The sequence below is a fragment of the Rhodopseudomonas sp. G2_2311 genome, assembly GCF_047501505.1.
GTDB classification, from domain to species: Bacteria; Pseudomonadota; Alphaproteobacteria; order Rhizobiales; family Xanthobacteraceae; genus Rhodopseudomonas; species Rhodopseudomonas palustris_H.
This window is the reverse complement of record NZ_JAZDRK010000005.1, coordinates 177,102-203,528: the sequence shown is the minus strand read 5'-3', so window position 1 is coordinate 203,528 and position 26,427 is coordinate 177,102. Positions and strand designations below refer to the sequence as shown.

At 65.1% G+C, this 26,427-nt stretch carries 30 protein-coding genes; 14 read left to right on the top strand and 16 right to left on the bottom strand.

Going from position 1 to position 26,427, the window contains the following annotated elements:
• On the bottom strand, positions 1–1,296 hold a 1,296-nt coding region (dnaG, locus tag VRZ08_RS10995; protein ID WP_414532550.1), incomplete at its 3' end, for a DNA primase.
• A gap of 467 nt (positions 1,297–1,763) precedes the next feature.
• Between dnaG and VRZ08_RS10990 the strand changes: the two genes are divergently transcribed.
• Complete coding sequence (locus VRZ08_RS10990) at positions 1,764–2,006, top strand: hypothetical protein (protein ID WP_011156850.1); 243 nt, start codon at positions 1,764–1,766, stop codon at positions 2,004–2,006.
• A 16-nt stretch (positions 2,007–2,022) separates the two neighbouring features.
• Here VRZ08_RS10990 and VRZ08_RS10985 read toward each other — a convergent pair whose 3' ends face one another.
• Positions 2,023–2,430 (bottom strand): gamma-glutamylcyclotransferase, encoded by a 408-nt coding sequence (locus tag VRZ08_RS10985; protein WP_264054597.1) that lies wholly within the window; start codon positions 2,428–2,430, stop codon positions 2,023–2,025.
• Between the two features lie 161 nt (positions 2,431–2,591).
• Here VRZ08_RS10985 and VRZ08_RS10980 point away from each other — a divergent pair, with 161 nt between their 5' ends.
• Positions 2,592–3,389: an N-formylglutamate amidohydrolase gene (locus tag VRZ08_RS10980; protein ID WP_264075845.1), complete on the top strand. Its 798-nt coding sequence runs from the start codon at positions 2,592–2,594 to the stop codon at positions 3,387–3,389.
• A gap of 126 nt (positions 3,390–3,515) precedes the next feature.
• On the opposite strand, the gene VRZ08_RS10975 is transcribed toward VRZ08_RS10980, so the two are convergent.
• Positions 3,516–4,133, bottom strand: coding sequence for a LysE family translocator (locus VRZ08_RS10975; protein WP_414532549.1), 618 nt, complete (start codon positions 4,131–4,133; stop codon positions 3,516–3,518).
• Positions 4,134–4,261: 128 nt separating this feature from the next.
• Between VRZ08_RS10975 and VRZ08_RS10970 the strand changes: the two genes are divergently transcribed.
• From VRZ08_RS10970 to VRZ08_RS10960, 3 genes are read left to right on the top strand one after another with little or no spacing between them, the layout of a single operon-like run.
• Positions 4,262–4,576 carry an ArsR/SmtB family transcription factor gene (locus VRZ08_RS10970; RefSeq protein WP_107343422.1) on the top strand — a complete coding sequence of 105 codons (315 nt, stop codon included), beginning with the start codon at positions 4,262–4,264 and terminating at the stop codon, positions 4,574–4,576.
• A complete protein-coding gene (locus tag VRZ08_RS10965; RefSeq protein ID WP_414532548.1) occupies positions 4,569–5,048 on the top strand; it encodes an SRPBCC family protein in 480 nt (159 codons plus the stop codon). Before VRZ08_RS10970 ends, VRZ08_RS10965 begins: the two co-directional genes overlap by 8 nt.
• Positions 5,049–5,073: 25 nt before the next feature.
• Positions 5,074–5,235, top strand: coding sequence for a hypothetical protein (locus VRZ08_RS10960; protein ID WP_414532547.1), 162 nt, complete (start codon positions 5,074–5,076; stop codon positions 5,233–5,235).
• Between the two features lie 26 nt (positions 5,236–5,261).
• On the opposite strand, the gene VRZ08_RS10955 is transcribed toward VRZ08_RS10960, so the two are convergent.
• Positions 5,262–6,104, bottom strand: a complete 843-nt coding sequence (locus VRZ08_RS10955; protein WP_264054593.1) for a DUF2189 domain-containing protein — start codon at positions 6,102–6,104, stop codon at positions 5,262–5,264.
• 635 nt (positions 6,105–6,739) lie between these two features.
• Here VRZ08_RS10955 and VRZ08_RS10950 point away from each other — a divergent pair.
• Together VRZ08_RS10950 and VRZ08_RS10945 are read left to right on the top strand one after the other, a co-directional pair.
• Positions 6,740–7,738, top strand: a complete 999-nt coding sequence (locus VRZ08_RS10950) for a biotin/lipoyl-binding protein (RefSeq protein ID WP_414532546.1) — start codon at positions 6,740–6,742, stop codon at positions 7,736–7,738.
• A 10-nt stretch (positions 7,739–7,748) separates the two neighbouring features.
• Positions 7,749–9,329 carry a DHA2 family efflux MFS transporter permease subunit gene (locus tag VRZ08_RS10945; protein ID WP_414532545.1) on the top strand — a complete coding sequence of 527 codons (1,581 nt, stop codon included), beginning with the start codon at positions 7,749–7,751 and terminating at the stop codon, positions 9,327–9,329.
• A gap of 308 nt (positions 9,330–9,637) precedes the next feature.
• On the opposite strand, the gene VRZ08_RS10940 is transcribed toward VRZ08_RS10945, so the two are convergent.
• Positions 9,638–10,093, bottom strand: coding sequence for a GatB/YqeY domain-containing protein (locus VRZ08_RS10940; protein ID WP_346296738.1), 456 nt, complete (start codon positions 10,091–10,093; stop codon positions 9,638–9,640).
• Positions 10,094–10,256: 163 nt separating this feature from the next.
• A complete protein-coding gene (locus tag VRZ08_RS10935) occupies positions 10,257–10,961 on the bottom strand; it encodes an alpha/beta fold hydrolase (protein ID WP_414532544.1) in 705 nt (234 codons plus the stop codon).
• Positions 10,962–11,109: 148 nt separating this feature from the next.
• Between VRZ08_RS10935 and carA the strand changes: the two genes are divergently transcribed.
• The gene (gene carA / locus VRZ08_RS10930; RefSeq protein ID WP_107354597.1) at positions 11,110–12,303 is read left to right on the top strand and encodes a glutamine-hydrolyzing carbamoyl-phosphate synthase small subunit; all 1,194 of its coding nucleotides are present in this window, start codon (positions 11,110–11,112) and stop codon (positions 12,301–12,303) included.
• A 177-nt stretch (positions 12,304–12,480) separates the two neighbouring features.
• The gene (locus tag VRZ08_RS10925; protein WP_346296735.1) at positions 12,481–13,005 is read left to right on the top strand and encodes a hypothetical protein; all 525 of its coding nucleotides are present in this window, start codon (positions 12,481–12,483) and stop codon (positions 13,003–13,005) included.
• Positions 13,006–13,259: 254 nt separating this feature from the next.
• Here the strand turns inward: VRZ08_RS10925 and VRZ08_RS10920 are convergent, their stop codons facing one another.
• Entirely contained in the window at positions 13,260–13,787 is a 528-nt protein-coding gene (locus tag VRZ08_RS10920) for a Dps family protein (RefSeq protein WP_414532543.1), read from the bottom strand.
• A 280-nt stretch (positions 13,788–14,067) separates the two neighbouring features.
• Here VRZ08_RS10920 and VRZ08_RS10915 point away from each other — a divergent pair, with 280 nt between their 5' ends.
• On the top strand, positions 14,068–14,763 hold the full coding sequence (locus VRZ08_RS10915) for a class I SAM-dependent methyltransferase (protein ID WP_107357420.1): 696 nt from the start codon (positions 14,068–14,070) through the stop codon (positions 14,761–14,763).
• 256 nt (positions 14,764–15,019) lie between these two features.
• On the opposite strand, the gene VRZ08_RS10910 is transcribed toward VRZ08_RS10915, so the two are convergent.
• The gene (locus tag VRZ08_RS10910) at positions 15,020–16,129 is read right to left on the bottom strand and encodes an ATP-dependent DNA helicase (RefSeq protein ID WP_164634330.1); all 1,110 of its coding nucleotides are present in this window, start codon (positions 16,127–16,129) and stop codon (positions 15,020–15,022) included.
• Between the two features lie 133 nt (positions 16,130–16,262).
• Positions 16,263–17,090: a transglutaminase-like domain-containing protein gene (locus VRZ08_RS10905; protein ID WP_414532542.1), complete on the bottom strand. Its 828-nt coding sequence runs from the start codon at positions 17,088–17,090 to the stop codon at positions 16,263–16,265.
• Between the two features lie 228 nt (positions 17,091–17,318).
• Here VRZ08_RS10905 and VRZ08_RS10900 point away from each other — a divergent pair, with 228 nt between their 5' ends.
• Genes VRZ08_RS10900 through VRZ08_RS10890 form a run of 3 tightly spaced genes read left to right on the top strand, consistent with a single transcriptional unit; the run spans position 17,319 to position 18,114 of the window.
• Entirely contained in the window at positions 17,319–17,588 is a 270-nt protein-coding gene (locus VRZ08_RS10900; RefSeq protein WP_042441404.1) for a hypothetical protein, read from the top strand.
• 37 nt (positions 17,589–17,625) lie between these two features.
• Complete coding sequence (locus VRZ08_RS10895; RefSeq protein ID WP_011156834.1) at positions 17,626–17,904, top strand: DUF1488 domain-containing protein; 279 nt, start codon at positions 17,626–17,628, stop codon at positions 17,902–17,904.
• 54 nt (positions 17,905–17,958) lie between these two features.
• Complete coding sequence (locus VRZ08_RS10890; RefSeq protein WP_414532541.1) at positions 17,959–18,114, top strand: hypothetical protein; 156 nt, start codon at positions 17,959–17,961, stop codon at positions 18,112–18,114.
• Between the two features lie 369 nt (positions 18,115–18,483).
• Here the strand turns inward: VRZ08_RS10890 and VRZ08_RS10885 are convergent, their stop codons facing one another.
• The 6 genes from VRZ08_RS10885 to VRZ08_RS10860 form a co-directional block, all read right to left on the bottom strand.
• Complete coding sequence (locus VRZ08_RS10885) at positions 18,484–19,863, bottom strand: sigma-54 interaction domain-containing protein (RefSeq protein WP_107343410.1); 1,380 nt, start codon at positions 19,861–19,863, stop codon at positions 18,484–18,486.
• Between the two features lie 47 nt (positions 19,864–19,910).
• Positions 19,911–20,258 (bottom strand): flagellar motor switch protein FliN, encoded by a 348-nt coding sequence (gene fliN / locus VRZ08_RS10880; RefSeq protein ID WP_011156831.1) that lies wholly within the window; start codon positions 20,256–20,258, stop codon positions 19,911–19,913.
• Between the two features lie 17 nt (positions 20,259–20,275).
• Complete coding sequence (locus tag VRZ08_RS10875) at positions 20,276–20,902, bottom strand: FliH/SctL family protein (protein WP_107343409.1); 627 nt, start codon at positions 20,900–20,902, stop codon at positions 20,276–20,278.
• The gene (gene fliG, locus VRZ08_RS10870; RefSeq protein ID WP_011156829.1) at positions 20,902–21,990 is read right to left on the bottom strand and encodes a flagellar motor switch protein FliG; all 1,089 of its coding nucleotides are present in this window, start codon (positions 21,988–21,990) and stop codon (positions 20,902–20,904) included. Before fliG ends, VRZ08_RS10875 begins: the two co-directional genes overlap by 1 nt.
• Positions 21,991–21,996: 6 nt before the next feature.
• A complete protein-coding gene (gene fliF / locus VRZ08_RS10865) occupies positions 21,997–23,613 on the bottom strand; it encodes a flagellar basal-body MS-ring/collar protein FliF (RefSeq protein WP_107343408.1) in 1,617 nt (538 codons plus the stop codon).
• 199 nt (positions 23,614–23,812) lie between these two features.
• Positions 23,813–24,088: a DUF1153 domain-containing protein gene (locus tag VRZ08_RS10860; RefSeq protein WP_011156827.1), complete on the bottom strand. Its 276-nt coding sequence runs from the start codon at positions 24,086–24,088 to the stop codon at positions 23,813–23,815.
• A gap of 231 nt (positions 24,089–24,319) precedes the next feature.
• On the opposite strand from VRZ08_RS10860, the gene VRZ08_RS10855 reads away from it, so the two are divergent.
• Entirely contained in the window at positions 24,320–24,784 is a 465-nt protein-coding gene (locus VRZ08_RS10855) for a hypothetical protein (protein ID WP_414532540.1), read from the top strand.
• Here the strand turns inward: VRZ08_RS10855 and VRZ08_RS10850 are convergent.
• On the bottom strand, positions 24,756–26,351 hold the full coding sequence (locus VRZ08_RS10850; protein ID WP_414532539.1) for an FAD-binding oxidoreductase: 1,596 nt from the start codon (positions 26,349–26,351) through the stop codon (positions 24,756–24,758). The genes VRZ08_RS10855 and VRZ08_RS10850 overlap by 29 nt on opposite strands.
• Between the last annotated feature and the right edge of the window lie 76 nt (positions 26,352–26,427).

Genomic DNA, 26,427 nt, shown 5'->3' with positions numbered 1-26,427 from the left:
GCCATAGCCCCCGCCAAATCCGCCCTGCGGGGCGAACGCGGCGCGCAGCCGGTCGGTGAGGTCCTGGCGATAGTGCTTACGGACGATTTCGTCGCGGATTCCGTTGGATAGCTCGTTGATCCGGGCCTCCAGCGCCGCCCGTCGCTCCGGGGTGGCGAACATCCCGCCCTCCGCCTCGCGCGCCCACAACATATCGGCAAGCGGGCGCGCCGCCCCAATCACTTCGTCGACCGCGAGCCGGCCGCCGGCGCGGGCGAGATCGTCGGGGTCCTGGCCTTCCGGCAGCAGCGCGAAGCGCAGGCTCTTCCCAGGTTTCAGATGCGGGAGCGCGAGGTCGGCGGCGCGATACGCCGCCTTCTGGCCGGCGCGGTCGCCGTCGAAGCACAGGATCGGCTCGTCGGCCATCTTCCAGAGGTGCTGCAATTGCGCTTCGGTCAGCGCGGTGCCGAGCGGCGCGACGGTGGCGGGAAAACCGGCGGTGACCAGCGCGATGACGTCGACATAGCCCTCGACCACGATCACCGCGCCGCCGTCGTGAGCGGCTTTGCGCGCCGGCGCGTGGTTGTAGAGATTGTCGCCCTTGTGAAACAGCGGCGTCTCCGGCGAGTTCAGGTACTTCGCCGCGACGTCCTTCTCCAGCGCACGGCCACCGAACGCGATCACACGGCCGCGGAGATCGGTGATCGGAAACATCACGCGATCGCGGAATTTGTCGAACGGCACCGGAATATCAGGGCCCGCCGACAGCAGTCCGGCCTCGATCATGTCGGGCACCGGCACGCCGTGCTTGCCGAGATACTCCTTCAGCGCGTAGCGCTCGTTCGAAGCGTAGCCGAGGCGGAACTTAACCTGCGTGCCCGGCATGATGGCGCGATCGGCGAGATAACCGCGGGCGCGGGCACCGGCGCGCGAGGCGAGATTGTCGGCGAAGTAATTCGCCGCCAGCTCCATCACGTCGTACAGCGATTTGCGGCGTTGCTCCTGGCGCGCGGACTCCTGGGTCTGAACCGGCAGTGCGACGCCGGCCATCGCGGCCAGCCGTTCGACCGCTTCGGGGAAGTCGACGCCCTCGGTCAGCATCACGAAGTCGAAGATCGAGCCGTTCTTGCCTGAGGAGAAGTCGAACCACGCCTGCTTCTCATCATTGACGAAGAACGATGGCGTCTTCTCCTGCTGGAACGGCGACAGCCCCTTCCACTCCCGCCCGGCCTTCTTCAGCTTGACGCGACGGCCGACCACCTCCGACACCGACAGCCGGGCTTTCAGATCGTCGAGGAACTGCGGCGAGAAGCGCATGGGCTCGGGAGGTTAAGGGCTTCAGCAAACAGCGCTCAGCAGCGGCGCCAACCGACCATGGATATAGGCTGCCGGCCCACATGGGTTAATGGGGCCGGAGTTGTCCTAGTTATCCACCGGTCGCTCCCGACAAAAAACCACGTTCTCTCAGCGGGAACCAGGCGTGAACCGGCCCTGTCGTAGACCGATAGTTTTATTTGCGTGTAGTTACGCGGTTGCACACGCATGTCATCACCCCGCAATATTTCGCATTGCGGCATGGGCGATACCCTTGTAAACCCGCGACAATTCGCAAGCGGAGCCGGTTTGATCCAGCTCATTGCTGCACCGCGCAAGCGGGATTGAACTGCCGCACCCTGCGCAATGCGGGGGAGTCGGGGGAGAACGATCAGCCAAGGCTTAAAGGGCTCACCCGCGTCGCTTCCGAAGTTCTGGAGCGTCGCGTTCGAACGATAAGGAGCCAGACCATGGCTAATTGTGCCCATTGCAATGCGCAGATGACGTCGCTCGGCGTGGAAGCCATCGACGGGGTGTACGAGATCCATTCCTGGAAATGCGACGACTGCGGCCACGTGCTCGATATCGCCACCGCATCGGTCGAAGCCTATGACTTTCCGAGCTTCTGCCTCACCGAGCCGGGCGATCCGGATTGGCTGACCCTGCTGCCGCTGGCCGCCAATGCGCGGATCGAGCTGCACCTTACCGGCTAGAAGTCTTCAGGCCCTTTCAGCCGGAAAACGCTTCCGGCTGAAACCGCCCCGTTTCGATGCGCGGTAGCCGCGCCACATCCCAATTGAAATAGTACACGAACGCGTCGAGCTCGGTGCCGCCTTCCAGCGTCACGCGGGCGATCTCGCGCCGGTACTCCGCGCGCTGGTCGCGCGGCCCGCAGCCTTCGTAATCGTCGAGCTGCGCCAGCACCTCGTCCGGCCGATGCAGCCGGAACACTTCGCCGTGAACGCGGTCGGCCGGATCATCCGACGGCACCAGGCCGGGATAGTGCCGCACCAGATACAGCCGGCCCGGCATCGAAGCTGCCCCAAGAAACTCCGCATTCGACGACAGCAGCCGGGCCATCGGATGGTCGTAGCCGCGCATCAGCGTGCCATAAACGAACAGACGATCGGACATCATTCACCGCAACTTCAGCAAGTCGGGCCGAAGCTATCCAAACGTCGGCGGGATGTCATGCCCGGTTCGTGACGGCGAAGTTCAATCGTCTCGACGCCGCGCCGGCGAATCCGCTACCGATTCGGTGGGGCTCGGACGACAAAAGGCGATAGGCAGGTTCGGTGATGGACGGCGTGCGCGATAATTTCCTCAGCCTCGATGCCGGAGAGCCTCCGGTGATCGAGCGCAATCAGAACGGACAATCGCCGTTCCTGCTGGTGTGTGACCATTACGGCCGCCGGATCCCGGCGCAGCTCGGCGATCTCGGCCTGCCCGAAGCCGAACTGACGCGCCACATCGCCTGGGACGTCGGCATCGCAGGCGTCGCCGAACGGGTGTCCGATGCGCTCGGCGCACATCTGATCGCGCAGCGCTATTCGCGGCTGGTGATCGACTGTAATCGGCCGCCGAGCGCCGAGAGTTCGATCCCGCTGGTCAGCGAGGCGACGACGATCCCCGGCAACGACGGACTCACTCGCGAGCATGCCGCGGAGCGGCGACGGCTGATCTTCGATCCGTACCACCAGCGGATCGAGGCGGCGATCGAGGATCGGCAATTATCCGGCCAGCCGACCGTGCTGCTGGCGCTGCATTCGTTCACGCCGGTGTATCACGGCATGGCACGGCCCTGGCACATCGGCACACTGTATCAGGACTGCACCGTGCTGCCACCGCTGCTGCTCGCCGAGCTGCGGCGCGAGCCGGACCTGGTTGTCGGCGACAACCAGCCTTACGCGGTCGCCGACGGCACCGACTACACCATTCCGGTGCACGGCACCGCACGCGGCCTGATCACCTCGGGCATCGAAATCCGCCAGGATCAGATCACCGACGAGGCCGGCCAGGTGGAATGGGCTAGCCGGCTCGCGCGCGTGCTAAGCACGATCGGCGACACGCTGCGGCAACAGCAGGCCCTGCGATAGCGGGACCACCGCGAACCTCGCTGCGCCATTGCAAGCCGATGACGAAGCAATCCAGAAGCGCCGAGCACTCGGGAGCCGGATTGCTTCGTCGGCTTAGCCTACCCACAACAAGGCAAAGGCCGCGCCTTATTTCGCCCGGCTGAGCGCGAGCCAGACACCGCCGCCGATCATGAAGCCGCCGGAGATCCGCGACAGCAGCCGGGTGCGGTGCGCGGAGAACATCGTACGGGCGCGGCCGGCGAGCAGCGCGTAGCTCGCATCCGTCATCGCCGCGATCACCATGAAGGTGACGCCGAGCAGTGCCACCTGCGGCACCGTCTCGCGCTGCATGTCGACGAACTGTGGAATGAACGCGCCGAAGAACACCAGCACCTTCGGATTTGCCAGCAGCACCAAGAAGCCCTGCAGGAAGAAGCCGCCGCGCGGCGGAGGCGGCGGCTGATCGGTCGACAGACCTTCGACCGGCTTCCGGATCAGGCCGATGCCGAGCCACACCAGATAGGCTGCGCCGAGAAACCGTACCCAGTCGAACCAATAGCCCATCGTCGCCATCAGCGTGGTGAGACCGGCAGCGACCAGCGCGATCACCAGACCAAGCCCGAGCTGCGCACCGGCGATGTTCAGCAATGCTGCGCGGGTGCCGTGACGCAGGCCGTTGGCGATCACCAGCGTCACCACCGGCCCCGGCAGCAGAGCGAGCACGATGCAGGCGGTGACGAAGGTCAGGTACATTTCGAGAGCCATGGCATTCCCATTCACGCAACGATTCCAGCCGAGACGTTAGCAGCCCTGCGCGACTGCGACGACTGGCGAAAGGCCGCGTCGCTGCTCGGTGTTGACATGCAACCTTTTGGTTGCCTATTATCGCCGCTATGGATGAGGTCTTCAAAGCGCTGGCGGATGGTTCGCGGCGCGCCCTTTTGGACCGGCTCCACGCCCGTAACGGGCAGACGCTGAGCGATCTCTGCGACGGCCTCGCGATGACGCGGCAGGCCGTGACCAAGCACCTTGCGATTCTCGAAGCGGCCAATCTGGTCGCCACGGTCAAACACGGCCGCGAGAAGCTCCACTACCTGAATCCGGTGCCGATCCACGAGATCGGCGACCGCTGGATCAGGAAATTCGAGCGCGGCCGGCTCGCCGCCCTCAGCGACCTGAAACGCAAATTGGAGACGCGCGATGAGTAAGCCGGAATTCGCCTACGTCACCTATATCCGCACCACGCCGGAGCGGCTGTGGCACGCGTTGACCGACGCCGATTTCACCCGGCGCTACTGGATGGACTGCACGCTGCGCTCGGACTGGAGGGTCGGTTCGGAAATGACGATGGAGCGAGGCGGCGAGATCAAGAACCGCTGCACCATCGTGGAGTCCGATCCGCCGCGTCGGCTGGCGTACGATTGGGTCTCGGTGTGGGACCCGGTGATGCGCCGGGAGAAACCGTCGCGGGTCACCTACGAGATCGAGCCGCAAGGCGATCTCGTCAAGCTGACAGTCACCCACGAAGACTTCGACGAAGGCAGCGCGACATTGCCGAGCATCAGCTTCGGTTGGCCGATGGTGCTGGCCAGCCTGAAGAGCATTTTGGAGACGGGAGAGCCGCTGCCGTTCGCCGCCCCGGCGCATGCCGCCGCGGAAGCCGCTCACGTGTCAGCGTAACCGCAGCCGGAACGCAGCATGACCGATGTCAGCGGCTGGGGCCCCATCGGGCCGGCCGGCGATCCTGTCGTCGCTGACAAGCCGGCTGGAAACCGGTCGCGCCCCGCGGATCGCGATGCAGCCGCCACTGAAGATGATCGCGGCGCTGCGGCGCGCGGGCGTCACCGTCCCCGGCGCGCCGGAGTGAGACCGGCGCCTGTCGATCTGGAGGCGTCAGCCTGTGGCGGCGCGCTTCGGCATCACCACAACGTTGCTGGTCTCGGACTCGCTCTCCGGCATCTCCGCGGCGACCGGCGCAACGATCTTTCGATACAGGTGCCAGGTGGCATGACCGAGCACTGGCAGCGTCACCACTAGACCGAGGAAATACGGCAGCGCCGAGAGTGCCAGCAGCACGACGATGGTGGCGGCCCAGCCAATCATCGGCAGCGGGCTCTTCACCACCGACCGAACGCTGGTCACCATCGCGGTGACGAAATCGACATCGCGATCCAGCAGCAGCGGGAACGACACCACCGTCAGCGAGAACAGCACCAGAGCCAGACAAGCGCCGACGCAATTGCCGACCGCGAGGAATACCAGGCCCTCGTTGGTGGTGAGCACCGCGGAGATGAATTCCTGCAGGCTGCCGAACGAGGCGCCGACCCCGAGGAACAGCGCGATCAGCAGCCGAACCTGGTACATCCAGATCACGAACAGGAACAGCGTGACGAACGCCATCCAGCCGAGTTCGCTGCGGCTGCGCATCAGGCCGATGATCTGCATCATCGACGGCCGCCTGCCTGCCTCGCGCTGCCGGCTGACTTCGTAAAGCCCGAGCGCGATGAACGGCCCAAGCAGCGCAAAGCCGGCGCCGAGCGGATAGGCCAGATAAACCATATGGAAAGCCGTCAGACAGGCGAGAATCAGCAATCCGCCCGCTGCATAGAACGCGCCGAAAGCGAGGCCGTAGAGCGGCGCGGCCTGAAAGTCCCGCAGCCCCTGACCCAACGCTTCCGCAATGTCGCCGATCGTGATCGGCCGCACCACGGGATCAACCTTACCGGAGATCGACATGGTCGCTCCTCCCTGGTTCGTGGGCATCGTTCGTTATTAGTTGCATGTATTAAGGCGCGGAGTTCGACGACCGTCAATCAGCTTGATAGCAAGCCGACTAATGCGAGCTATGCGCCTCGATTAGTTCCCGCCGCACCGCACAACTAATTCGCGTCGCAATACGCGCGAAATTGGCTACTCACCGAGGCATTCGAACGCGTTTTGGCAATCTCGCCGACCCACCCCCGCTGCCAGCGCGGTCATCGAACCTCCTTTCACACCGTCGTGAACACTTGGACGAGCGAATTTTGGGTCGAGATCGCAGCCTCTGATCGCGGGCATCCTCTGCAGTTTCCGAATGGAACCTGTTTTGCACTGCAGTGTTGCTTCGGCTGGCGCGGCGATGCTGCGCGCAAGAGCGTTTCCTCATGAGCACCCTGGACAGCCCCTCCTCCGCCGGTTCCGATTTCGCGGATCGCGACCGTCGTTCTGCAGATGCCCGGCCTGAAGCGGCGCCTGCGCCGTCGCGATCGCCGGCTCTCCCTCCGACCGAACAGCGACGCCGCGACGACGACACCCGCGACCGACCCGGCAACGAATCAGACCGCCGCGCGAACCGACCCGGCGGCCTTAAAGCGCTGATCGGTGGTCATCCAGTGGCGGCCAGCATCGGGGCGGTGCTGATCATCGCAGCGATCGGCGGCGGCATTTTGTGGTGGCTGCATGCCCGCAACTACGAGAGCAGCGACGACGCCTTCATCGACACTCGCACCGTGCTGATCAGCCCGCAGGTGTCGGGCGCGATCACCGGCGTCAACGTCACCGACAACCAGATCGTCAAGGCCGGCGACCTGCTCGCGACGATCGATCCGCGCGACTACAAGGCCGCGGTCGATCAGGCGGCCGCGCAGATCCTGCAGGCGCAGGCCTCGATCACCGACATCGAGGCGCAGATCGGTGCGCAGCAGGCGCAGATCCAGCAGGCCAATCAACAGGTGCAGGAAGCGCAGGCCGCGCTCACCTTCGCCACCGACGAGAACCAGCGCTATCAGGAGCTGGTGCAGAAAGGCGCCGGCACGGTGCAGCGCGCCCAGCAGGCGCAATCCGACTTCACCAGCAAGAAGGCCGCGCTCGACGCCGCCAACGCCGCCAAGCTCGCCGCCGACCGTCAGATCGACGTGCTGCGCGCCAAGGTCGAGCAGGCCAAGGCGCAGCTCAAGGCCGCGCAGGCGCAGAAGGAGCAGGCCGACGCCAATCTGCAGCGCACCGAGCTGCGCGCGCCGACCGACGGCCGCATCGCCAAACTGACCGGGGCAGTCGGCGCCCTCGCCTCCCCCGGCCAGGCCATCATGGTGCTGGTGCCGCTCGATGTCTGGGTGACGGCCAATTTCAAGGAGACGCAGCTCGAGCTGATGCGGGTCGGCCAGCCGGTCGACATCCACATCGACGCCTACGGCAAGTCGTATCCCGGCCACGTCAACAGCATCCAGGCCGGCAGCGGCACGGCGTTCAGCCTGCTACCCGCCGAGAACGCCACCGGCAACTACGTCAAGGTGGTGCAGCGCGTGCCGGTGAAGATCACCTTCGATCAGCCGCCGGATGTCGAGCTCGGCCCCGGCATGTCGGTGGTGCCGCGCGTCACCGTCCGCCCGTAAGGCTCTCGCCATGGCCGACAGCGAAGGCGAATATGGCGGCGCCAATCCGTGGCTGATCGCGGTGCTGGTGTCGGTCGCGACCTTCATGGAAGTGCTCGACACCACGATCGCCAACGTCGCGCTGCGCTACATTGCCGGCGGCCTTGCGGTGTCGGGCGACGAAGCCTCCTGGGTCGTCACCACCTATCTGGTCGCTAACTCGATCGTGCTGTGCGCGTCGGGCTGGATCGCCCAGATGTTCGGCCGAAAGAACTTCTTTCTGGTGTGCATCGCGCTGTTCACGGTCAGCTCGTTGCTGTGCGGCTTTGCCTGGAATCTGCAATCGCTGCTGGTGTTCCGGATCATGCAGGGGCTGGCCGGCGGCGGCATGACGCCGGTGGCGCAATCGATTCTGGCGGCAGCGTTTCCGCCGGCCAAGCGCGGGCAAGGCTTTGCGCTGTACGGCATCGCCGTGGTGGTGGCGCCGGTGGTCGGCCCGACGCTCGGCGGCTGGCTCAGCGATAATCTGTCGTGGCACTGGTGCTTCCTGATCAACGTGCCGGTCGGCGTGATCACGCTGGCGCTGATCTACCTGATCATTCCCTCCTCCGGGAAGCAGCGGCAGGAGCGCGAGAAGCTGTGGGAGAAGGGGCTCAACTTCGACATCGTCGGCTTCGTGCTGGTCGCGACCTTCCTGGGCGCGCTCGAAGTCGTACTCGACCGTGGCCAGGTCGACGACTGGTTCGGCTCAACCTTCATCGTCACCTTCGCGATCATCTCGGCGGCGGCGCTGATCGCGTTCGTGCCGTGGGAGCTGTCGCGCGAGCGGCCGCTGATCGACGTCAGGATGCTGACCGGCCGGCAGTTCGGCACCTGCTTCGTGATCATGCTGGCGACCGGCGCGCTGCTGATCGCCACCACCCAGATCGTGCCACAGCTGCTGCAGGAGCGGTTCGGCTACACCGCAACGCTGGCGGGTCTGGTGATCTCGCCCGGCGGCCTCGTCACCATGGTGATGATGGTGGTGGTCGGCCGGCTCGGCAGCTCGGTGCAGCCGCGCTGGCTGATCGCGCTCGGCGCCACCATCGCGGGCGGCGCGATGATCGATCTGATGCGGATGTCGCCGGACGCCGACTATTGGTTCTTCGCGCTGTCGCGGATCTATCTCGGCATCGGCCTGCCGCTGATCTTCATCCCGATCACCACCGCCTCCTACGACGGCATCCCGCCGAACAAGACCGACCAGGCCTCGGCGATGATCAATTTGGCGCGCAATTTCGGCGGCTCAATCGGCGTGTCGATCAGCCAGACCGTGCTGGCGCGGCGCGAGCAGTTTCACCAGAGCCGGCTGAGCGAACACGTCGGATCATGGAATCCGGTGCTGCACGACACGCTGGCGCAGATCCAGGGCTATCTCGGCACCCAAAACGCCACCGGCAGCAAGTCCGGCAGTGCGATGGCGGTGGTCGGACAGATCGTCGAAAACCAAGCCGCGCTGCTGGCTTATCTGGACGTGTTCGTCGCGCTCGGCCTGATCGCCGCCGCGATGATCCCGCTGGCGCTGTCGCTGCGCAGCGTCGACCGCAGCGCGAAGCCGGCGATGGGGCACTAACGAGTGCAGTGGCTACGATTCCGTCATTGCGAGGAGCGCAGCGACGAAGCAATCCAGCCCAGTACACTTGACTGGATTGCTTCGCTGCGCTCGCAATGACGGAGTCAGCGGCGTCAGTCACAAGCACCGTCATTCCGGGGCGCCGGGCAGCGGCGAACCCGGAATCCCGAAGAGTTCATCTGCAGCGGGCGCCGCACGTAGCAACTGCGAGATTCCGGGTTCGCGAGCTGCGCTCGCGCCCCGGAATGACGGTGCTTGGGGCGGCGACGAAGGTGCGGACTTGATTATCGAGCAATCGTCAGCGCCAACTAGCCCGTCAGCGCCGCCTTCACCATTCCACTCGCCTTGCCAAAATCCATCTGGCCGGCGTACTTCGCCTTCAGGGCGCCGATCACCTTGCCCATGTCCTTGATGCCGGCGGCGCCGGTTTCGGAGATGGTGGCGGAGATCGCGGCTTTGACTTCGTCGTCGGACATCTGCTGCGGCAGGTAGGCCTGGATCACGGCGATCTCGGCACGCTCCTGGTCGGCGAGTTCGGCGCGGCCCCCCTTGTCGTACAGCTCGACCGATTCCTGGCGCTGCTTGATCATCTTCTGCAGCAGGCTGAGCAGATCGCCGTCCGAGAGCGGCGGCTTGCCCTGGCCGCGGGCTTCGATGTCGGCGTTCTTGATGGTCGAGTTCACCATCCGCAGCGTCGACAGCTTGCGCTCGTCCTTGGCCTTCATCGCCTCTTTCACGGCGTTGTTGATGTCGTCGCGCAGCATGTCGGGCTCCTTCGCATCTTCGTCGGGACCGTCATTGCGAGCGAAGCGAAGCAATCCAGCGCTCCGCATGCGGGACTCTGGATTGCTTCGTCGCTACGCTCCTCGCAATGACGAGGGACGGTTTTCGCGCCTGATGTAGGCGGTTCAGCCGGCCGAAACAACTCTAGTTCCGCAGCCAGTCCGCCAGGGCGGCGGCGGTGGCGGCGGGCTGCTCGATCTGCGGCAGGTGACCGCAATCGGGGATGATCACCAGCCGGGCGCCGCCGATGCCTTCCGCCATTTCCTGCGACAGGCTGTTCGGAATGGTGGTGTCGGTGTCGCCGGAAACCACCAGGGTCGGACAGCCGATGGTCCCCAGCGTGGGCCGGGAATCGGCACGGGCGATGATCGCCCGCTGCTGGCGGACGAAGCCGGCGGCGCCGACGTCGTCGCCCATATCGTGGACGATCCTCTGCAGCGCGGCGTCCTCGCGGTGCGACGGGTGGACAAAGCCAGGATACAGCTCGTCCAGCACCGCGTGCAGCCGGCCGGCCTCGGCTTCCCCGATCTGCCGGGTGCGGCGCTCGGTGGCTTCCGGACTGTCGGGCCGGGCCTGGGTGTTGATCAGCGCCAACTTGGCGACCCGGTCCGGCGCCTGACGCATGATCTCGAACGCGATGTAGCCACCCATCGAATGCCCGGCGAGCGCGAACCGCGCCGGCGCCTCGGCGAGAATCCGCCGCGCGATCGCCGCCATGCTGTCGTCGCGGATGTGGTTGGCGACCGTCACCGGCGAGCCGCAAGCCCATAGCGCGGGGAGGATCGGGGCGTAGATCCGTGGCGAGCCCGCCAAACCCGGCACCAGCAGCACCGGCAATGATGTGTCCATTCAACCTCTCCCCGCGCACGATTCTGCCCCTGCGCCCGCCGCGGAGCCTAGGACAGCCAAATTCCCTGTCAAATCTCGTCCAAAAGCGAACAATTGGAGGGGGGCGGTGCTTTGACGTCGGCGACGCCCGCGACTATGTAGTGCGCTCATGACCAATTCAGCATCCCATCCCGCTTGGCCGGACCACAAGCCGACCGCGCTGCTCGTGCTCGCCGATGGCACCGTGTTCGAGGGCTTCGGCCTCGGCGCAGAGGGCCACGCCGTCGGCGAGGTCTGCTTCAACACCGCGATGACCGGCTACGAGGAGATCCTCACCGATCCGTCCTACGCCGGGCAGCTCATCACCTTCACTTTCCCGCATATCGGCAACGTCGGCACCAACGACGAGGATATCGAGACGGTGAACATGGCGGCGACGCCCGGCGCGCGCGGCGTGATCCTGCGCAGCGCCATCACCGATCCGTCGAACTATCGCTCGGCGCGCCATCTCGACGCCTGGCTGAAGGCGCGCGGCATTATCGGCCTGTCGGGCATCGACACCCGCGCGCTGACCGCGCTGATCCGCAGCAAGGGGATGCCCAACGCGGTGATCGCGCATTCGCCGAACGGCGAATTCGACCTGCACGCGCTGAAGGAAGAGGCCCGTGAGTGGCCCGGCCTGGAAGGCATGGACCTGGTGCCGATGGTCACCTCCGGCCAGCGCTTCACCTGGGACGAGACGCCGTGGGCGTGGGGTGAAGGTTTCGGCCGACAGGACAAGCCCGAGTTCAACGTCGTCGCGATCGACTACGGCATCAAGCGCAACATTCTGCGGCTGCTGGCCGGCGAAGGCTGCAAGGTCACCGTGGTGCCCGCCACCACCTCGGCAGAAGACATCCTGGCGATGAAGCCGGACGGCGTATTCCTGTCGAACGGCCCGGGCGATCCGGCCGCGACCGGCAAGTACGCGGTGCCGGTGATCCAAAAGGTGATCGAGACCGGCGTGCCGACCTTCGGCATCTGCCTCGGCCACCAGATGCTCGGCCTCGCGCTCGGCGGCAAGACCGTAAAGATGCATCAGGGCCACCACGGCGCCAATCATCCGGTCAAGGATCTCACCACCGGCAAGGTCGAGATCACCTCGATGAACCACGGCTTCGCGGTCGACAAATCGACGCTGCCGGCCAACGTGCAGCAGACCCACGTGTCGCTGTTCGACGACTCAAACTGCGGCATCGCACTGGCCGACAAGCCGGTGTTCTCGGTGCAGTATCACCCCGAGGCTTCGCCCGGCCCGCAGGACTCGCACTACCTGTTCCGCCGCTTCACCGATCTGATGCGCGCGAAGAAAGCCGCCGCGTAACCGCGGCGGCCTTATTCATATCATCCTGTCAACTTGTCATTCCGGGGCGCGAGCCTAGCTCGCGAACCCGGAATCTGATCCGGGCACAGTCACCCGGTGACGAACGCGGGAACGCCCGGCGCGACGTCACGTTATCTCAGCAGCTGACGATCCCTCCCTGCACGCGCTGGAGACGCCATGTCGCTTGCCCGCGACCAGATCAAACCGCTTGCGCTGGTGTTCGATGACGACGGGCTGATCCCGAACAACCCTCTGCCGCTACTGCTCTACAAGCACGCGGTAGACATCGGCGGCCGCGATCCGGAGCAAGCGGTCGAGGATCTGTTCGAACGCAATGGCTGGGGCGATCGCTGGCGCAACGGGATTTTCGATTACCAGCACTATCACGCCACGGTGCATGAGGCGCTCGGCGTCGCGCGCGGCCGTGCGATGGTGCTGTTCGGCGGCGAACAAGGCGAAGCAATCGAGTTGACGCCGGGTGACGTCGCGGTGCTGCCGGCCGGCACCGGGCACAAATGCCTGTTCGCCAGCCACGACTTCTCGGTGGTTGGCGCCTATCCCCCCGGGCCCAAGATGCAGGTCACACGTCCCACCCCGGACAATTATCGCAAGGCGCTGCAGACAATTCCGAAGGTATCGCTACCGGAGACCGATCCGTTATACGGCAAGAACGGGCCACTGCTGCGGCTGTGGGCGAAGTAAGCGGGTCGTCCCACAGCATCTCACAGAAGAAGGTTGACACCTCTCCCCGCGCGCGGGGAGAGGTCGACCGGCGCCCCCGGTCAGGTGACGGCGTGTCCGCGAGGCCGAGCGTCGAAGATAGATTGAAGCTGCAAGATCAGTGCGCGGGTCCCCCCTCTTCCCGCAAGGGCGGGGTGAGGGAGTTCGCGGTGCTGGGCAAAAGGCTATCTCTGATGGCCTATTCAATGAGGGCCTTTTGTAACGGCCCTCGCCCCTTACGCCTCGTTGGCGCCTTCCTGGCGGGTGGCTTCGAACAGAAACCAAGTGCGCTTTTCGGTTTCGTCGATGAAGTTTTCGAGCAGGCCGGCGCTAGCCGCATCCTTGCACTCGTCGACGATCTCGTGCGCCTTGCGCATTGCAGCGGCGACCTTCTTGTTGTCGTTCATCAGCTCGCGCAGCATCTCGCGCGGCGGCACGTAGTCGTCGTTATTGTCCTGGATGGTCTGCAGCTTGGAGATATGGCTGATCGAGCGCAGCGTGGTGCCGCCGACCTTGCGCACACGCTCGGCGAGCTCGTCGGTGGTGGCGAGAATCTGCGCCGACTGTTCGTCGAGCAGCAAATGATAATCGCGGAAGTGACGGCCGCTGATGTGCCAGTGGAAATTCTTGGTCTTCAGATACAGCGCAAACGAGTCGGCCAGCAGGCCATTGAGCGCGGTCGAGATCTTCTCCACCGACTGCGGCGGCAGGTCGGTCGGGGTGTCGAGTTCGGGGGCGACGGAGGCGGATTTGGTTTTGGTCACGATGAAGCGTCCTGCGGTGATGCGGTTGACGGAGGGTGAATGCAACGGTCAGGCGGGGCGGCCGCGGCCCGGTCGATCCAAGCCGGTTCCGAAATCTCGGTCTTGGATGTTTCGGCTGTGCATTGGTGTTTCCCGCGAAACACGTTAGACCCCTCATCAACGCGCTGCGTCCGGTGGCGTTCCATTCATGGAACAGCCATGCGAAGACAGCGGCACTGCACCGATCGGCCCGGATCTGGCCGCGTTCGGCTTGGTTCGGCGGGTGTTTCGGGGTCACGGGATGGACGACTGGATCGACTATTACGACTCCACCCACACGATCTATGTCAGCAAACGCCATCGCGACGTGCATTTTGCCGAGATCGCCAGGGACATCATCGACTACATCCCCTCCCCCGGTGCAGTGGTGCTGGACTATTCCTGCGGCGAGGCGCTGTCAGCCCCCAGCGTCGCGGATGCCTGCGGCAAGCTGATCCTGGCGGAGCCCGCTCCCGGGGTGCGCGGCCGGCTGATCGCCCGCTACGCGCTCAACACCAAGATCCGGGTGCGGTCGCTCGACGACCTGCGGACCATGGCTGATGGGTCGGTCGACCTCGTGGTGATGAATTCTGTGGCGCAATACATGAAGCCGGCCGAACTCGACCAGGCATTTGCGGTGATCCGGCGGCTGCTGTCGCCGCCTGGCAGCTTGGTGCTCGGCGATATCCTGCGGCCCGAAGTCGGGATGCCGCGCGATGTGCTGTCGCTGCTACTGATGGCGCGCCGCCACGGCTTCATGAAGGATGCGCTGTGGGGACTGGCGCGAACGGCGCTGTCCGACTACCGCGAGCTGCGCACCAAGATCGGCCTGCAGCGTTACAGCGAGGCCGAGATGCTGGCCAAACTCACCGCCGCCGGCTTCACCCCCCGCCGCGCCGACCGCAACATCGGCCACAATCCGTGGCGGATGACATTTGTGGCGCGGAAGGCGGAGTAACTGGCGGGTCGCGACCACCTGAAGCTCACTGCCTGGGGCGCCCTCACCCCACCCCTCTCCCGCAAGCGGGAGAAGGAGCAAGCAGTGCTCGGAGTGAGTTCTCCGATCAAGAAGATCTAGATTCTTGAGTGAGCCCCAACCTTTTGAGGCAAGCACGCGCTTTTCGTGCTTGGCGCTGCCGCCAGCGCAGCGAACTCCCTCTCCCGCTTGCGGGAGAGGGTTGGGGTGAGGGCGACGCGGGTACGGCCTCGCTTAACTACACCACGACGCTCAGCCGTTTCGCCGCGCGAGTAATCCCGGTGTAGAGCCAGCGGGCGCGGCTGTCCTGGAACGCAAAGCTCTCGTCGAACAGCACGACGTCATCCCATTGCGAGCCCTGGCTCTTGTGCACGGTGAGCACGTAGCCGTAGTCGAACTCGTCGTAGGGCTTGCGCTGATCCCAGCTGATATCTTCGATGCCGCCGGAGAAACACTCCTGACGTACCGAGACTTTGGTGAGGCGGCCGCCGAACTCCTCATCGGGCGTCACCCGCATGGTGATGATCTTGGTCTTGATCGGCGACCGCGACTTCACACGCCACAGCCCGCCGTTGAACAGCGCCTTCTTGCGGTTGTTGCGCAGGCACACCAGCTTGTCGCCGCCGACCGGAAACGGATCTTCGATGTTCAGCCGCTGCCGGAAGCGCGCATTGTAGGCGCGGCGGGTGTTATTGCGGCCGACCAGCACCTGATCGGCATCCATCACCCGCTGCGGATCGAGCTGATCGCGCGTCACCACCTCGGTGTCGCCATAGCGGCCGCGTTCGAGTCCCCTGCCCTCGCGCACGTCCATCGACAGCCGAACGATCGGATCGTCCTGGGCCTGGCGATGCACCTCGGTCAGCATCACGTCGGGCTCGGCATTGGTGAAGAAGCCGCCGCCCTGGATCGGCGGCAGTTGCGCCGGATCGCCGAGCACCAAGAGCGGACAATCGAATGACATCAGGTCGCGCCCCAGTTCCTCGTCGACCATCGAGCATTCGTCGATCACGATCAGCTTGGCTTTGGAGGCCGGCGCGTCGTCCCACAGCTCGAAGCTCGGCTGTTCGACGCCGCTCTCCTTGGTGCGATAGATCAGCGAATGGATGGTGGAGGCGTCGTCGCATCCCTTGTTGCGCATCACCAGCGCCGCCTTGCCGGTGAAGGCGGCGAACTTGACCTCGCCATCGACGCCTTCGGCAATTTCACGCGCCAGCGTGGTCTTGCCGGTACCGGCGAATCCGAACAGCCGGAACACCAGCGGCGTGCCGTTGCGGCCGGGCTTGGCTTTGAGCCAGGCGCCGACGGCTTTCAGCGCCTCGTCCTGGACAGGGGTGAAGGTGGTCATGGGATCTCGCGGGCGGACCACGCGGCGGGCGGACCCGCGGCGATTCGGTTCCGCAAGCTAAAGCAAATCCGGCTCCAATTGAATCGGAACCGGGTTTGGTGCCGACGGCACGAAACGCGTCACCGGAACAGTGTCAGTGCGAACGGTCGGCGGTCTCGTCGATTTCGTCGGTCCACACTTTGAAGCTGACCAGGGTGTTGGGGCCGAAGGTCTGGGTGATCGGCACGTCGGCGGCGTCGCGGCCCTGCGCGATCAGCACGCGGCCGAGCCGCGGCACATTGTTGCGCGGATCGAACGTATACCAGTGGCCGCCGATGAACGCTTCGAACCAGCCGGCGAAATCGCCCGCGGCCCACGGCTTCGGCGTGCCGACGTCGCCGAGATAGCCGGTGCAGTAGCGCGCCGGAATGTTCATGCAGCGACACAGCGCGATCGCCAGATGGGCGTAGTCGCGGCACACGCCGCGGCCCTCGTCGAACGCTTCATGCGCGGTGCGGGTGGCGCGGGCGTGCTGGTAATCGAACTTGATATGGTTGTGCACGAAATCGCAGATCGCCTGCACCCGCGGCCAGCCCGGCGTCATGGTCTCGAACATCTTCCATGCGGTGTCGGACAGCAGGTCCGTCTCGCAATAGCGGCTGCCGAGCAGATAGACGATGCTGTCGGCCGGCAGATCTTCGATCGCATGTTGAGTCGCCGTCGACACCACCGGATCCGGGATTCCGCTGTCGCGCACGATCCCTTCGGCGGCAAGCCGCATCCGGCCCGCAGGTGCCACCAGGCGGCTGCACCAATTGCCGAACATGTCGCGATACGGCGTGATCTGCACCGCCGGATCGACGGTGAGGAAATCCGGAACGATGATGTCGGAGGCCCGACTGAAATGCGTGCCGAGCACCACGATCATCGGCGTCGGTTGCGGGAAATCGTAGATCATCTCATAGCCGACGCGGAGCTTCATGGGTTGGCGGTCTCCACTATCGCGCCGTGGGCCTGATCGGAACTGATCGCCGGCTGCTTTCTCTAAATGGCACTCGAGGGCCTAAAAACAAGCTGTTGCAGACCAAACGAGCCACTGACGACGAATTCGATGGCTATCGCGCAGGAAAAGGCGCAGCATCAGCAGCGATCATCGCTGCGTAACATGACACGGCCGATGATCGGACGCAGCGGCCCGAAGGAGGCGTCCATGACCACCCGAACGCGCCGCGAAACGATCGTCTTCGCTCACCCATTTCGACTCCGCGGCATCGATCGCGAGTTGCCGGCGGGCGCTTACGACGTCATCACCGACGAAGAACTGATCGAGGGTCTGTCGTTCCCGGTGTTCCGCCGCGTCGCGACGATGATCACGGTGCCCTGCGCGCCGCCGCGCCAATCCGCGGTAGAAATGCTCACGATCGAACCGGACGCGCTGCGAGACGCGCGACAAGCCGACAGCAGCACCAGCCGGGCCTGAACCGCGCGGGCCGCCCGCAACACGAGGATGATCCACCATGAGTTTTACCAGCGGCAGCTTTCGCGGTTACGACGAGGACCGCTCCGTGGTGCTGTTTTCGATGATCAACGATCTGACCGAAGTGCCCTGCGCGATCAGTTCCGACGCGATGGACTTTCTCGACGGGGCGAAGCGGACCCCACCAGCCCAACGAGAGCAACAGTTCATGCGGCTGCGCGCCAGCATCGAGAGCTGCGCCGAACGCAAATTCGCCAACGCGGAGATGGAAGGCCGGCCTCCGGGGATCATCCTGCGGCGATTGGATTTTCGTAGCTGACGATTTGACTCTGACGGCCAGATCGCCATCTTCCGCAGGCGGAGGATGAACGAGATGCGGCGTGTGGCGACTTGGATGCTGTATGGGGTGGGCGCACTCGCCTGCGCCTATCTGGCGCTGTACGCCTATGCGATTCTGACCGCGCCGAAGCTCACCCCGGGCGATCCAATCCGCATCTTCCGCAATCCCGACGCTCCGAAATATTCGTGAGGCTACTTCAACCTCTTCCCGCAAGGGCGGGCGAGGCAGCCGGCCGCGGATGGAGGTGCCTTGCGTCGTCGGGCGACGCGCCTTTCGATCTTGATATTTGATGAAAGACAAATTTCCGGTCATTTCGGGGCGCTCCCGAAGTGAGCGAACCCGGAATCTCGATGTGCGGTGCGCGTGAGTGATAACAAGCTCGGCACTCCGCGTTCGCAAGCTCGCGCTCGCGCCCGGAATGACAGCGGATGAAGTTACTCTTTGCTGCCAAATAGCCCCTCTCCGCCCCACCTCCTTTCAGGAGGAGGGGCGGAGGAGAGACCTTCCAGAGGGGGCCGGAGGGCTCTCTTCAGGGTCGCGGAAACACGAAGATGGCGCTCACCCCATCGACACGAAGGCGCGGGGCTCGCCGCCGCCGGCGGGCGGGATCGGCAGGCCGCCGTCGGCATATTCGTTGAGCTTGTTGCGCAGCGTGCGAATCGAGATGCCGAGGATGTTGGCCGCATGGGTGCGGTTGCCGAGGCAGTGCTTCAGCGTCTCCAGGATCAGATCACGCTCGACGTCGGCCACGGTACGACCGACCAGCGCCCGAGTAACCTGCTCGGCCGCGAAGGTGGCATGCGCCACCGCCGGCGGGGTCTTGGCTTGATCCAGCCGGTCGCCGTCCGGCGTGATGATTGCTTCGGGGCCGATCTCGTCGCCCTGCGCCATCAGCACCGCGCGGTGGATGGTGTTTTCCAGTTCGCGAACGTTGCCCGGCCAGCGATTGGTGGTGAGCACGCGGCGCGCTTCGGCCGACAGCGGTCGCAGCGGCACGCCATTGGCGTCGGCGTATTTCTTGGCGAAGTGCTGCGCGAGTTCGAGGATGTCCGCGGGCCGCTCGCGCAGCGGCGGGATCTTCAGATTGACGACGTTGAGCCGGAACAGCAGATCCTCGCGGAAGGTACCCTCGCGCACCGCTTCCGAGAGATTGCGGTTCGAGGTGGCGAGGATACGGATGTCGACCGGCACCGGGCTCTTGCCGCCGACGCGATCGATCACCCGCTCCTGAATCGCGCGCAGCAGCTTGGACTGCAGCCGCACGTCCATCTCGGAGATTTCGTCGAGCAGCAACGTGCCGCCGCTGGCTTCTTCGAACTTGCCGATACGGCGGGCCACCGCGCCGGTGAAGGCGCCCTTCTCGTGGCCGAACAGTTCGGATTCCAAAAGGTGTTCGGGGATCGCCGCGCAGTTGATGCTGATGAACGGCTTCTTGGCGCGATTGGAACGGCTGTGGACGTAGCGCGCCAGCACTTCCTTGCCGGTGCCGGACTCGCCGGTGATCATCACCGAGGCTTCGGAGCCGGCGATCTGCTGCGCCAGCTTCACCACCTTGGCCATTGCGTCGTCGCGGTACACCAATTCGCGGCTGTCATTCGCCACCGCCGCAAGCACCGCGGCGATCAGCTCCGGATCCGGCGGCAGCGGGATGTACTCCTTGGCGCCGGCGTGGATTGCGGCAACCGCGGCGCGGGCATCGGAGGCGATGCCGCAGGCGACGATCGGCACGTGGATGTGCTCGGCCTCCAGCCGCATCACCAGATCGCGGATATCGAGCGCGACATCGACCAGCAGCAGGTCGGCGCCCTTGCCGCCTCGCAACACCCGCATCGCCTGTTCGTTGTCGGCGGCGTGCGTGACCGACGCACCGTTATCGATCGCGATCTTGGTCGCGGTGGTGAGTTGGCCCTTCAGGGTGCCGACGATGAGAAGCCGCATGGATTGCTCCTAGATCTCCTGCCGCGCGAGTCCCGCGCGCTTCGCGTTTAAGTGTCCGCCTTGATGATTTCCGTCATGGTGACGCCGAGCTTGTCCTCGACCAGCACGACTTCGCCGCGTGCCACCAGGCGGTTGTTCACATAGATGTCGATCGCCTCGCCGACGCGGCGATCGAGTTCCAGCACTGCGCCGGGTCCGAGCTTGAGCAGCTCGCCGACGTCCATCTTCGACCGGCCGAGCACGGCCGACACCTGCACCGGCACGTCGAACACCGCCTCGAGATCGGCGGCAACGCGCGAAATCTGTTCGTCTTCCTGGTAACCGACGTCGGCCAGCGGCGGCGCATCGGCACCGTTGAGGTCGGGAAGCGGCACCTGGCCGTCATTGTCGCCCATGTCTCACCTTCCTCTTGTCATCGGCCGCTGTTGCGCGATGCCATGTAGCGGCCCACCAATTCGTCGATCTTGGCTTCGACGGTGGCGCGCTCCAGCACCACGCCGCCGTCGGCCCATTCGATCTTGCAGTCGCCACCGGCGATTTCCGGATCGGCCAGCAACACCAGACGCCCGGCGAAACCGCTCTGCTTGGCGAGCAGCTCGATGCGCTCGCGCGCGGCCTCGTACACAGCGTCATTGATCCGCACCACCAGATGCGGCGTCGCCACCAGATGGCGGAAACACTCGCCGACCAGCGCAGTGATTTCAGCAAGCGGTTCGGCGGCGATCAGTTCGCCGCAAAGTTTGCGCGCCGCGGCGATTGCGACTTCGACCGCTTCGGTCTCCATCCGGGTTTCGACCCCGCCAATGCCGCTGGCGATCACGTGCATCGCCTGCGCGACCTGCTCCAGAGCCATCGCACTGCGCCGCTGCGCCTCGACTGAGGCTTCGTTCTGACCGGCGGCAAACCCGTTCTGATAGCCGCGCTGCTCAGCAGCGGCGACGGCTTGTGCCAGCTCGGCCGCGGCGATCGCCTTCTCGCGGGTCTTCTCCGGTGCCCCGAAATCGTCGTTGAACAGAAATTTCTGTGCGGGAGCGGCCATCAGTACACCAGTTCGTCGTCGGCGCGGTTCTTGGTCAGCACGATCTCACCCTTGGCGGCGAGATCCTTGGCGAGGTTGACGAGCAGCGCCTGCGCCTCGTCGACGTCGCGCAGCCGCACCGGACCGAGCGCGGCCATGTCGTCCATCAGCATCTTGCCGGCGCGCGACGACATATTGCCGAGGAAGAAGCCGCGGACCTCTTCGTTGGCGCTCTTGAGCGCGATCGCCAGCTTGTCCTTGTCGATGTTGCGCATCAGCGTCTGCGCCGAGCCGGCATCGAGCTTGACCAGGTCGTCGAAGGTGAACATCAGCGCCTTGATGCGCTCGGCGGACTCGCGGTTGTCCTCTTCCAGCGAGGTGATGAAGCGGGTCTCGGTCTGGCGGTCGAAATTGTTGAAGATTTCGGCCATCACCTCGTGGGCGTCGCGGCGGCGGGTCTGCGACAGGTTGGACATGAATTCGGAGCGCAGCGTCTTCTCGACGCTCTCGATCACTTCCTTCTGCACCGCCTCCATCCGCAGCATGCGGTTGATGACGTCGAGCGCCATGTCCTCCGGCAGGATCGCCAGCACCTTGGCGGCGTGCTCCGGCTTCAGCTTCGACAGCACCACGGCGGTGGTCTGCGGGTACTCGTTCTTCAGATAGTTGGCGAGCACCTCTTCGGAGACGTTGGAGAGCTTCTCCCACATGTTGCGGCCGGCGGGGCCGCGGATTTCTTCCATGATGCCAGTGACGCGATCGGCCGGCAGATATTTCTGCAGCAGCCGCTCGGTGGCGTCGTAGTTGCCCATCAGCGCGCCGGAGGCCGACATCCGCGACACGAATTCGAGCAGCAGATCTTCGACCGTTTCTGGCTCGATGGTGCCAAGCGTCGACATCGTCATCGACAGCTCGCGCACTTCTTCGTCGTCGAGCAGCGACCAGATCTTGCCGCCGTATTGTTCGCCGAGCGCGAGCATCAGGATGGCGGCGCGCTTCGGCCCGCTCAGCGGCTTGCTGGGCGCGCGGCCGCTCTGACGCTGCGCCAACGTCGCAACGACGGAGGCGATGTCATCCTGACTGGTTGCTGGGACGGGCGCGTCGGCCATGGCGGATTAGGTTGCGGGTTCGGCCAGCCATTGACGAATAATGGCGGCGGTTTCGTTGGGATTGCGTTCGGCGAGTTCGCCGACCCGGTGCACGGATTGGGCGTGAACCTGACCTTGCACCTGGGCGATATCGATCATGCTGGGCACGCTGGCCGGTACCGGCTGACCATCGGCGCCGATCTGCGGCACGGTGCCGTCGGCCAGCGCCGGCAGGCCGCCGACCGCTTCCGGCGCCGGCTCGGCGGCGAGGATGCGCTTCACCAGCGGGCGGATCACCATGAACAGCACCACCAGGCCGAGCAGGAACATCACCCCAAGCTGGATCATGTTCATGATGTCGTCCTTGGTGAACTGGAACATCCCCATCAGCCCGGCCGGCTCCGGCAGCTTCTCGATCTGCGGCGCCTCGGCGAACTTCAGGTTGACCACTTCGATCTGGTCGCCGCGCTTCTGGTCGAAGCCGATCGCAGAGCGCACCAAAGCGGCAATGCGGTCGAGCTGCTCCTTCGGCCGCTCGGCGTAGACCAACTCGCCCTTGTCGTTCTTGGTGTAGGCGCCGTCGACCAGCACCGCGACCGACAGCCGGTTGACGCGGCCGGCCTCGGTCACTTCGGTCTTGGTGACGCGCGAAATCTCGTAATTGTTGGTCTCTTCCGACTTCTTGCTGACGTCGCGGGCGCCGGCGCCCTGGCCCTGGTTGGCGCCGGGCAGTTCGTTGTTGACGGTCACCTGGCCGTCCGCCGCCGAGGTCGCGGCGGATTCTTCGCGGGTCTGGCTCGACCGCAGCACGCGGCCTTCGGGATCGAACTTGTCGGAGGTCTGGGTGATCTTGTTGTAGTCGAAATCGGCCGAAACCTGGACGCGGGCGCGGCCGGAGCCGACCACCGAGGACACGATGCCCTCGATCTGATTGCGCATTCGCTTTTCGAACGCGGCGCGGCGTTCGTCGCTGGTGGCGCCTTCGACCTGCTCGCCGCTGGCCGAGCCGTCAGCCAGCAGTTGGCCGGCTTCGTCAACGATCGACACCCGCTGCGGCTTCAGGCCGTTGACCGCGGACGCGACGAGGTGACGGATGGCGCGCACCTGCTGCGGCTCGAGCGCGCCCCGCACGCGCAACACGATCGACGCCGACGGCTCCGGCGCCTCCCGCGAAAACAACGGCCGCTCCGGCAGCACCAGATGCACGCGCGCCGCCTGCACCCGATCAATCGCCCGGATGGTGCGCGACAGTTCGCCTTCGAGCGCGCGCAGATGATTGATGTTCTGAACGAAGCTGGTGGTGCCGAGCGCGTCCGACTTGTCGAAGATCTCGTAGCCGACGCCGCCGCCCTTCGGCAGGCCGCCTTCGGCGAGCTTCATCCGCAACCGCGTCACTTTGTCCTTCGGCACCATCAGAATGGCGCCGTCGTTGCGCATTTCGAACGGAATGCCCTGGCGCTCCAGCTCTTTGATGATGCTGGAGGAGTCCTCAACGCTGAGATCCGTATAGAGGGTCGTCATCTGCGGCTGCGACACCCGCATGATGACAAAGGCGAAGAATCCAACCAGCGCAACCGTGACGGCAATCATCGCCATCAGCCGGGCGGCTCCCAAGCCTTTGAGAAAACCCAACAGATTCTGCAAGAAACGCCCCTCGGATGCGCAGCACGACCGACCGGCGGGCTCAGCCTCCCCGCACGGCTAGGCAAATCTTGCCTATGGGATGGTTTCCATATGGTTAACGAGTCTTAACGGACTGCAAAAACCCTTGAAAATACTGAAAGCCGGCTTCCCGAAACGGGGCCGGCTTTCGTCAAATCGTCAAAACCTGGAAAGGATTTGTTTACTGGCGATACTGCTGGATTCGGGTGGTGCGCAGGCCGGCCAGACCGTGATGGTCGATCGAGAACTGCCAGGACAGGAATTCGTCCACGGTCAGCGTGTATCGGCTGCACGCCTCCTCAAGGGAGAGCAGACCGCCGCGGACGGCAGCGACGACTTCGGCCTTCCGGCGGATGACCCAGCGCTTGGTGCCGGGTGCAGGCAGGTCCGCGATCGTCAATGGGCTTCCATCGGGCCCGATCACGTATTTTACCCTCGGGCGGTGGGGCTCTGTCATGGCGTACTCACAACTCGCAAAGCACTCAACTCACACGATTAACCTAAGCGAGCCGGCTTAAAATTTGCCTAAGCGAGCTGCAGGATTGTTCAGGTTGGTGTTAGTAAAGCGGTAACGAATGGCCGCCGCCCAGAACGGCCCAAAACGCCCGGCCTGATGTGATTACGTGGTTGGCCGACAACCCGAAGGTTCGGCTTTCGAAGCAGCGATCGATCGTCTAGTGCTGACAGCATGAGTGACGACAGCGCGCCGGCAACGAAGCCAACCACCAACTCACCCGTGATTGCGAGCGACAGCTTGCATGCGGTCGCACTCGACGACTCCACACTCGCAGCAGTCGATCAGTGGGCCGCGAGCCGTTTGCTGTCGCGGGCTGAGGCACTGGGGCGGCTGGTGCAACTGGGGCTCAGCATCGCGCCGGGGGCGCGGCCGCCGCTGGCGATTGCGCCGGACCGCGCCGTCGAACTCGCCGCGTCACAGATTCATGCGCTGATCGATGCAGAAGCGCCGCCGGAAGAGCGCGACCGGCGGATCGCGCGGCTGGTCGAAGGCCCGCCGGAATTCGTCGAAGCGCGGGTCGACCTGCCGCGTCGCCGCGCCACCGATCTGCTGACGGACGACAGCTCCGTGTTGCCGCCACCCGCGCCCGGGACGCCGCAGCGGCGCGCTACGGATCGATCAGTACTCCCGGATTGAGCATCGCCTGCGGATCGAGCTCGCGCTTGACGGCGCGTAGCGCGGCGGCGAACAAGTCCGGCCGCTGACGGTCGTACCATTTGCGATGATCGCGCCCGACCGCGTGGTGATGGGTGATGGTGCCGCCCGCCGCGATCAGTGCATCGCTCGCCGCATCCTTGATCGCCTGCCATTGCTCGAGCAGTTCGCCGTGGCGACCGAGCGCATGAAACGAGAAGTACGGCGCCGGCCCGTCGGGATAGACGTGCGTGAAGCGGCAAGTGACTTCGCCCTTGATCCCGGTCGCATCAAGGATCGCCTGCTCGGTCGCCGACTTGACACTGTCGTGGAAGCTCTCGAACCGCTCCCAGGTAATCGACGTCTCAAAAGTGTCGTTGATCAGCCCCGCGGGGGTCAGGAATTCGCGTGCATAAGGCATCCGGATGAAGGCGTTACGCCACAGCCCGGCGGCGCCTTCGAGATGCGCTGACGCGGCTTCCGCCTCCTCCTTGGTGCCGCCGTGATCGGCGCAGCATTCCAGCGCACGCGCCATCCACGGCTCGACCGGATGATCGCCGCTCTCGAACGCCAGCACCATGATGGCAACGCTGCCGTCGGCGGCGCCTGTATTGTACGCCTCCTGCGGATCGAGGATGCGGCAGTTGGACGGATAGAGGCCAGCCTGCGCCACCGCGCGAACTGCGCGCGCCGCAGCGAAGAAGGTCGGGAAGCGCACGGACGCGCCGGCGCGAAACGTGGGGCGCGATTGCAGCCGCATCCATGCTGCCGAGATCACGCCGAGGATGCCTTCCGAGCCGATAAACATCCGGTCCGGGCTCGGGCCGGCGCCGGAGCCTGGCAGCCGCCGTGTCTCGAGCACGCCGCGCGGCGTCACCACGCGAACGCTTTCGACGAAATCGTCGATGTGGGTGTAGAGGCTGGCGAAGTGACCGCCGGAGCGGGTCGCAATCCAGCCGCCGAGCGTCGAATATTCGAAGCTCTGCGGGAAGTGCCGCAGCGTGACATTGTGCGGCTTGAGCTGCGCCTCCAGCGCCGGGCCGTAAGCGCCGCCCTGGATCAGCGCCGCGCGCGAGGTGGCATCGACCTCCAGCACTTTGCCGAGATGGCGCAAGTCGAGCGTCACCGCCGCCCTGTAGCGGCTGCCATCGACCCGGCATTCGACGCCGCCGCACACCGACGAGCCGCCGCCGAACGGCGTCAGCGCCGCACCGGCGCCGCCGGCCCAATCCATCACCGCGGCGATCTCGGCCTCGTCGCGCGGATAGGCAACGACGTCGGGCGCCGCGTCGTAGTCGCCGACCATGCCACGGACGTAATCCGGATAGGATTTGCCGTAAGCGTGGGCGGCGCGGTGATAGACGTCGACAGCGCAGATTTCCGACAGCGATTTCGGCGGCACAATCCGCGGCTCGCGCAGCTTGATGTCGTCGAGAGGTATCACACCAACAGTGTCGAAGCTGTCGCGGCCGAACTTCGCTTTGTAGCGGCCGAGCACGAAGGCCTGCTCGGCCTCGGTCATCCCCTCGCCTTCCCGACCCCAGCCGTAGTGCTTCAGCCGCGCGCCCATCGTCGACCTCCCGGTTGTTCGCCGGCGAGGTACCGATGCCGCGCCGATCGGCGGGGAGTGTGACGGGCAATGCCGA

Excerpts from the sequence above, each read along its gene's own strand:
- VRZ08_RS10990 (WP_011156850.1), top strand. The coding sequence starts at position 1,764 with ATGGCTAATTGTGCCCATTGCAATGCGCAGATGACGTCGCTCGGCGTG.
- VRZ08_RS10985 (WP_264054597.1), bottom strand. The coding sequence starts at position 2,430 with ATGATGTCCGATCGTCTGTTCGTTTATGGCACGCTGATGCGCGGCTAC.
- VRZ08_RS10980 (WP_264075845.1), top strand. The coding sequence starts at position 2,592 with ATGGACGGCGTGCGCGATAATTTCCTCAGCCTCGATGCCGGAGAGCCT.
- VRZ08_RS10975 (WP_414532549.1), bottom strand. The coding sequence starts at position 4,133 with ATGGCTCTCGAAATGTACCTGACCTTCGTCACCGCCTGCATCGTGCTC.
- VRZ08_RS10970 (WP_107343422.1), top strand. The coding sequence starts at position 4,262 with ATGGATGAGGTCTTCAAAGCGCTGGCGGATGGTTCGCGGCGCGCCCTT.
- VRZ08_RS10965 (WP_414532548.1), top strand. The coding sequence starts at position 4,569 with ATGAGTAAGCCGGAATTCGCCTACGTCACCTATATCCGCACCACGCCG.
- VRZ08_RS10960 (WP_414532547.1), top strand. The coding sequence starts at position 5,074 with ATGTCAGCGGCTGGGGCCCCATCGGGCCGGCCGGCGATCCTGTCGTCG.
- VRZ08_RS10955 (WP_264054593.1), bottom strand. The coding sequence starts at position 6,104 with ATGTCGATCTCCGGTAAGGTTGATCCCGTGGTGCGGCCGATCACGATC.
- VRZ08_RS10945 (WP_414532545.1), top strand. The coding sequence starts at position 7,749 with ATGGCCGACAGCGAAGGCGAATATGGCGGCGCCAATCCGTGGCTGATC.
- VRZ08_RS10940 (WP_346296738.1), bottom strand. The coding sequence starts at position 10,093 with ATGCTGCGCGACGACATCAACAACGCCGTGAAAGAGGCGATGAAGGCC.
- VRZ08_RS10935 (WP_414532544.1), bottom strand. The coding sequence starts at position 10,961 with ATGGACACATCATTGCCGGTGCTGCTGGTGCCGGGTTTGGCGGGCTCG.
- carA (WP_107354597.1), top strand. The coding sequence starts at position 11,110 with ATGACCAATTCAGCATCCCATCCCGCTTGGCCGGACCACAAGCCGACC.
- VRZ08_RS10925 (WP_346296735.1), top strand. The coding sequence starts at position 12,481 with ATGTCGCTTGCCCGCGACCAGATCAAACCGCTTGCGCTGGTGTTCGAT.
- VRZ08_RS10915 (WP_107357420.1), top strand. The coding sequence starts at position 14,068 with ATGGACGACTGGATCGACTATTACGACTCCACCCACACGATCTATGTC.
- VRZ08_RS10910 (WP_164634330.1), bottom strand. The coding sequence starts at position 16,129 with ATGACCACCTTCACCCCTGTCCAGGACGAGGCGCTGAAAGCCGTCGGC.
- VRZ08_RS10905 (WP_414532542.1), bottom strand. The coding sequence starts at position 17,090 with ATGAAGCTCCGCGTCGGCTATGAGATGATCTACGATTTCCCGCAACCG.
- VRZ08_RS10900 (WP_042441404.1), top strand. The coding sequence starts at position 17,319 with ATGACCACCCGAACGCGCCGCGAAACGATCGTCTTCGCTCACCCATTT.
- VRZ08_RS10895 (WP_011156834.1), top strand. The coding sequence starts at position 17,626 with ATGAGTTTTACCAGCGGCAGCTTTCGCGGTTACGACGAGGACCGCTCC.
- VRZ08_RS10890 (WP_414532541.1), top strand. The coding sequence starts at position 17,959 with ATGCGGCGTGTGGCGACTTGGATGCTGTATGGGGTGGGCGCACTCGCC.
- VRZ08_RS10885 (WP_107343410.1), bottom strand. The coding sequence starts at position 19,863 with ATGCGGCTTCTCATCGTCGGCACCCTGAAGGGCCAACTCACCACCGCG.
- fliN (WP_011156831.1), bottom strand. The coding sequence starts at position 20,258 with ATGGGCGACAATGACGGCCAGGTGCCGCTTCCCGACCTCAACGGTGCC.
- VRZ08_RS10875 (WP_107343409.1), bottom strand. The coding sequence starts at position 20,902 with ATGGCCGCTCCCGCACAGAAATTTCTGTTCAACGACGATTTCGGGGCA.
- fliG (WP_011156829.1), bottom strand. The coding sequence starts at position 21,990 with ATGGCCGACGCGCCCGTCCCAGCAACCAGTCAGGATGACATCGCCTCC.
- VRZ08_RS10860 (WP_011156827.1), bottom strand. The coding sequence starts at position 24,088 with ATGACAGAGCCCCACCGCCCGAGGGTAAAATACGTGATCGGGCCCGAT.
- VRZ08_RS10855 (WP_414532540.1), top strand. The coding sequence starts at position 24,320 with ATGAGTGACGACAGCGCGCCGGCAACGAAGCCAACCACCAACTCACCC.
- VRZ08_RS10850 (WP_414532539.1), bottom strand. The coding sequence starts at position 26,351 with ATGGGCGCGCGGCTGAAGCACTACGGCTGGGGTCGGGAAGGCGAGGGG.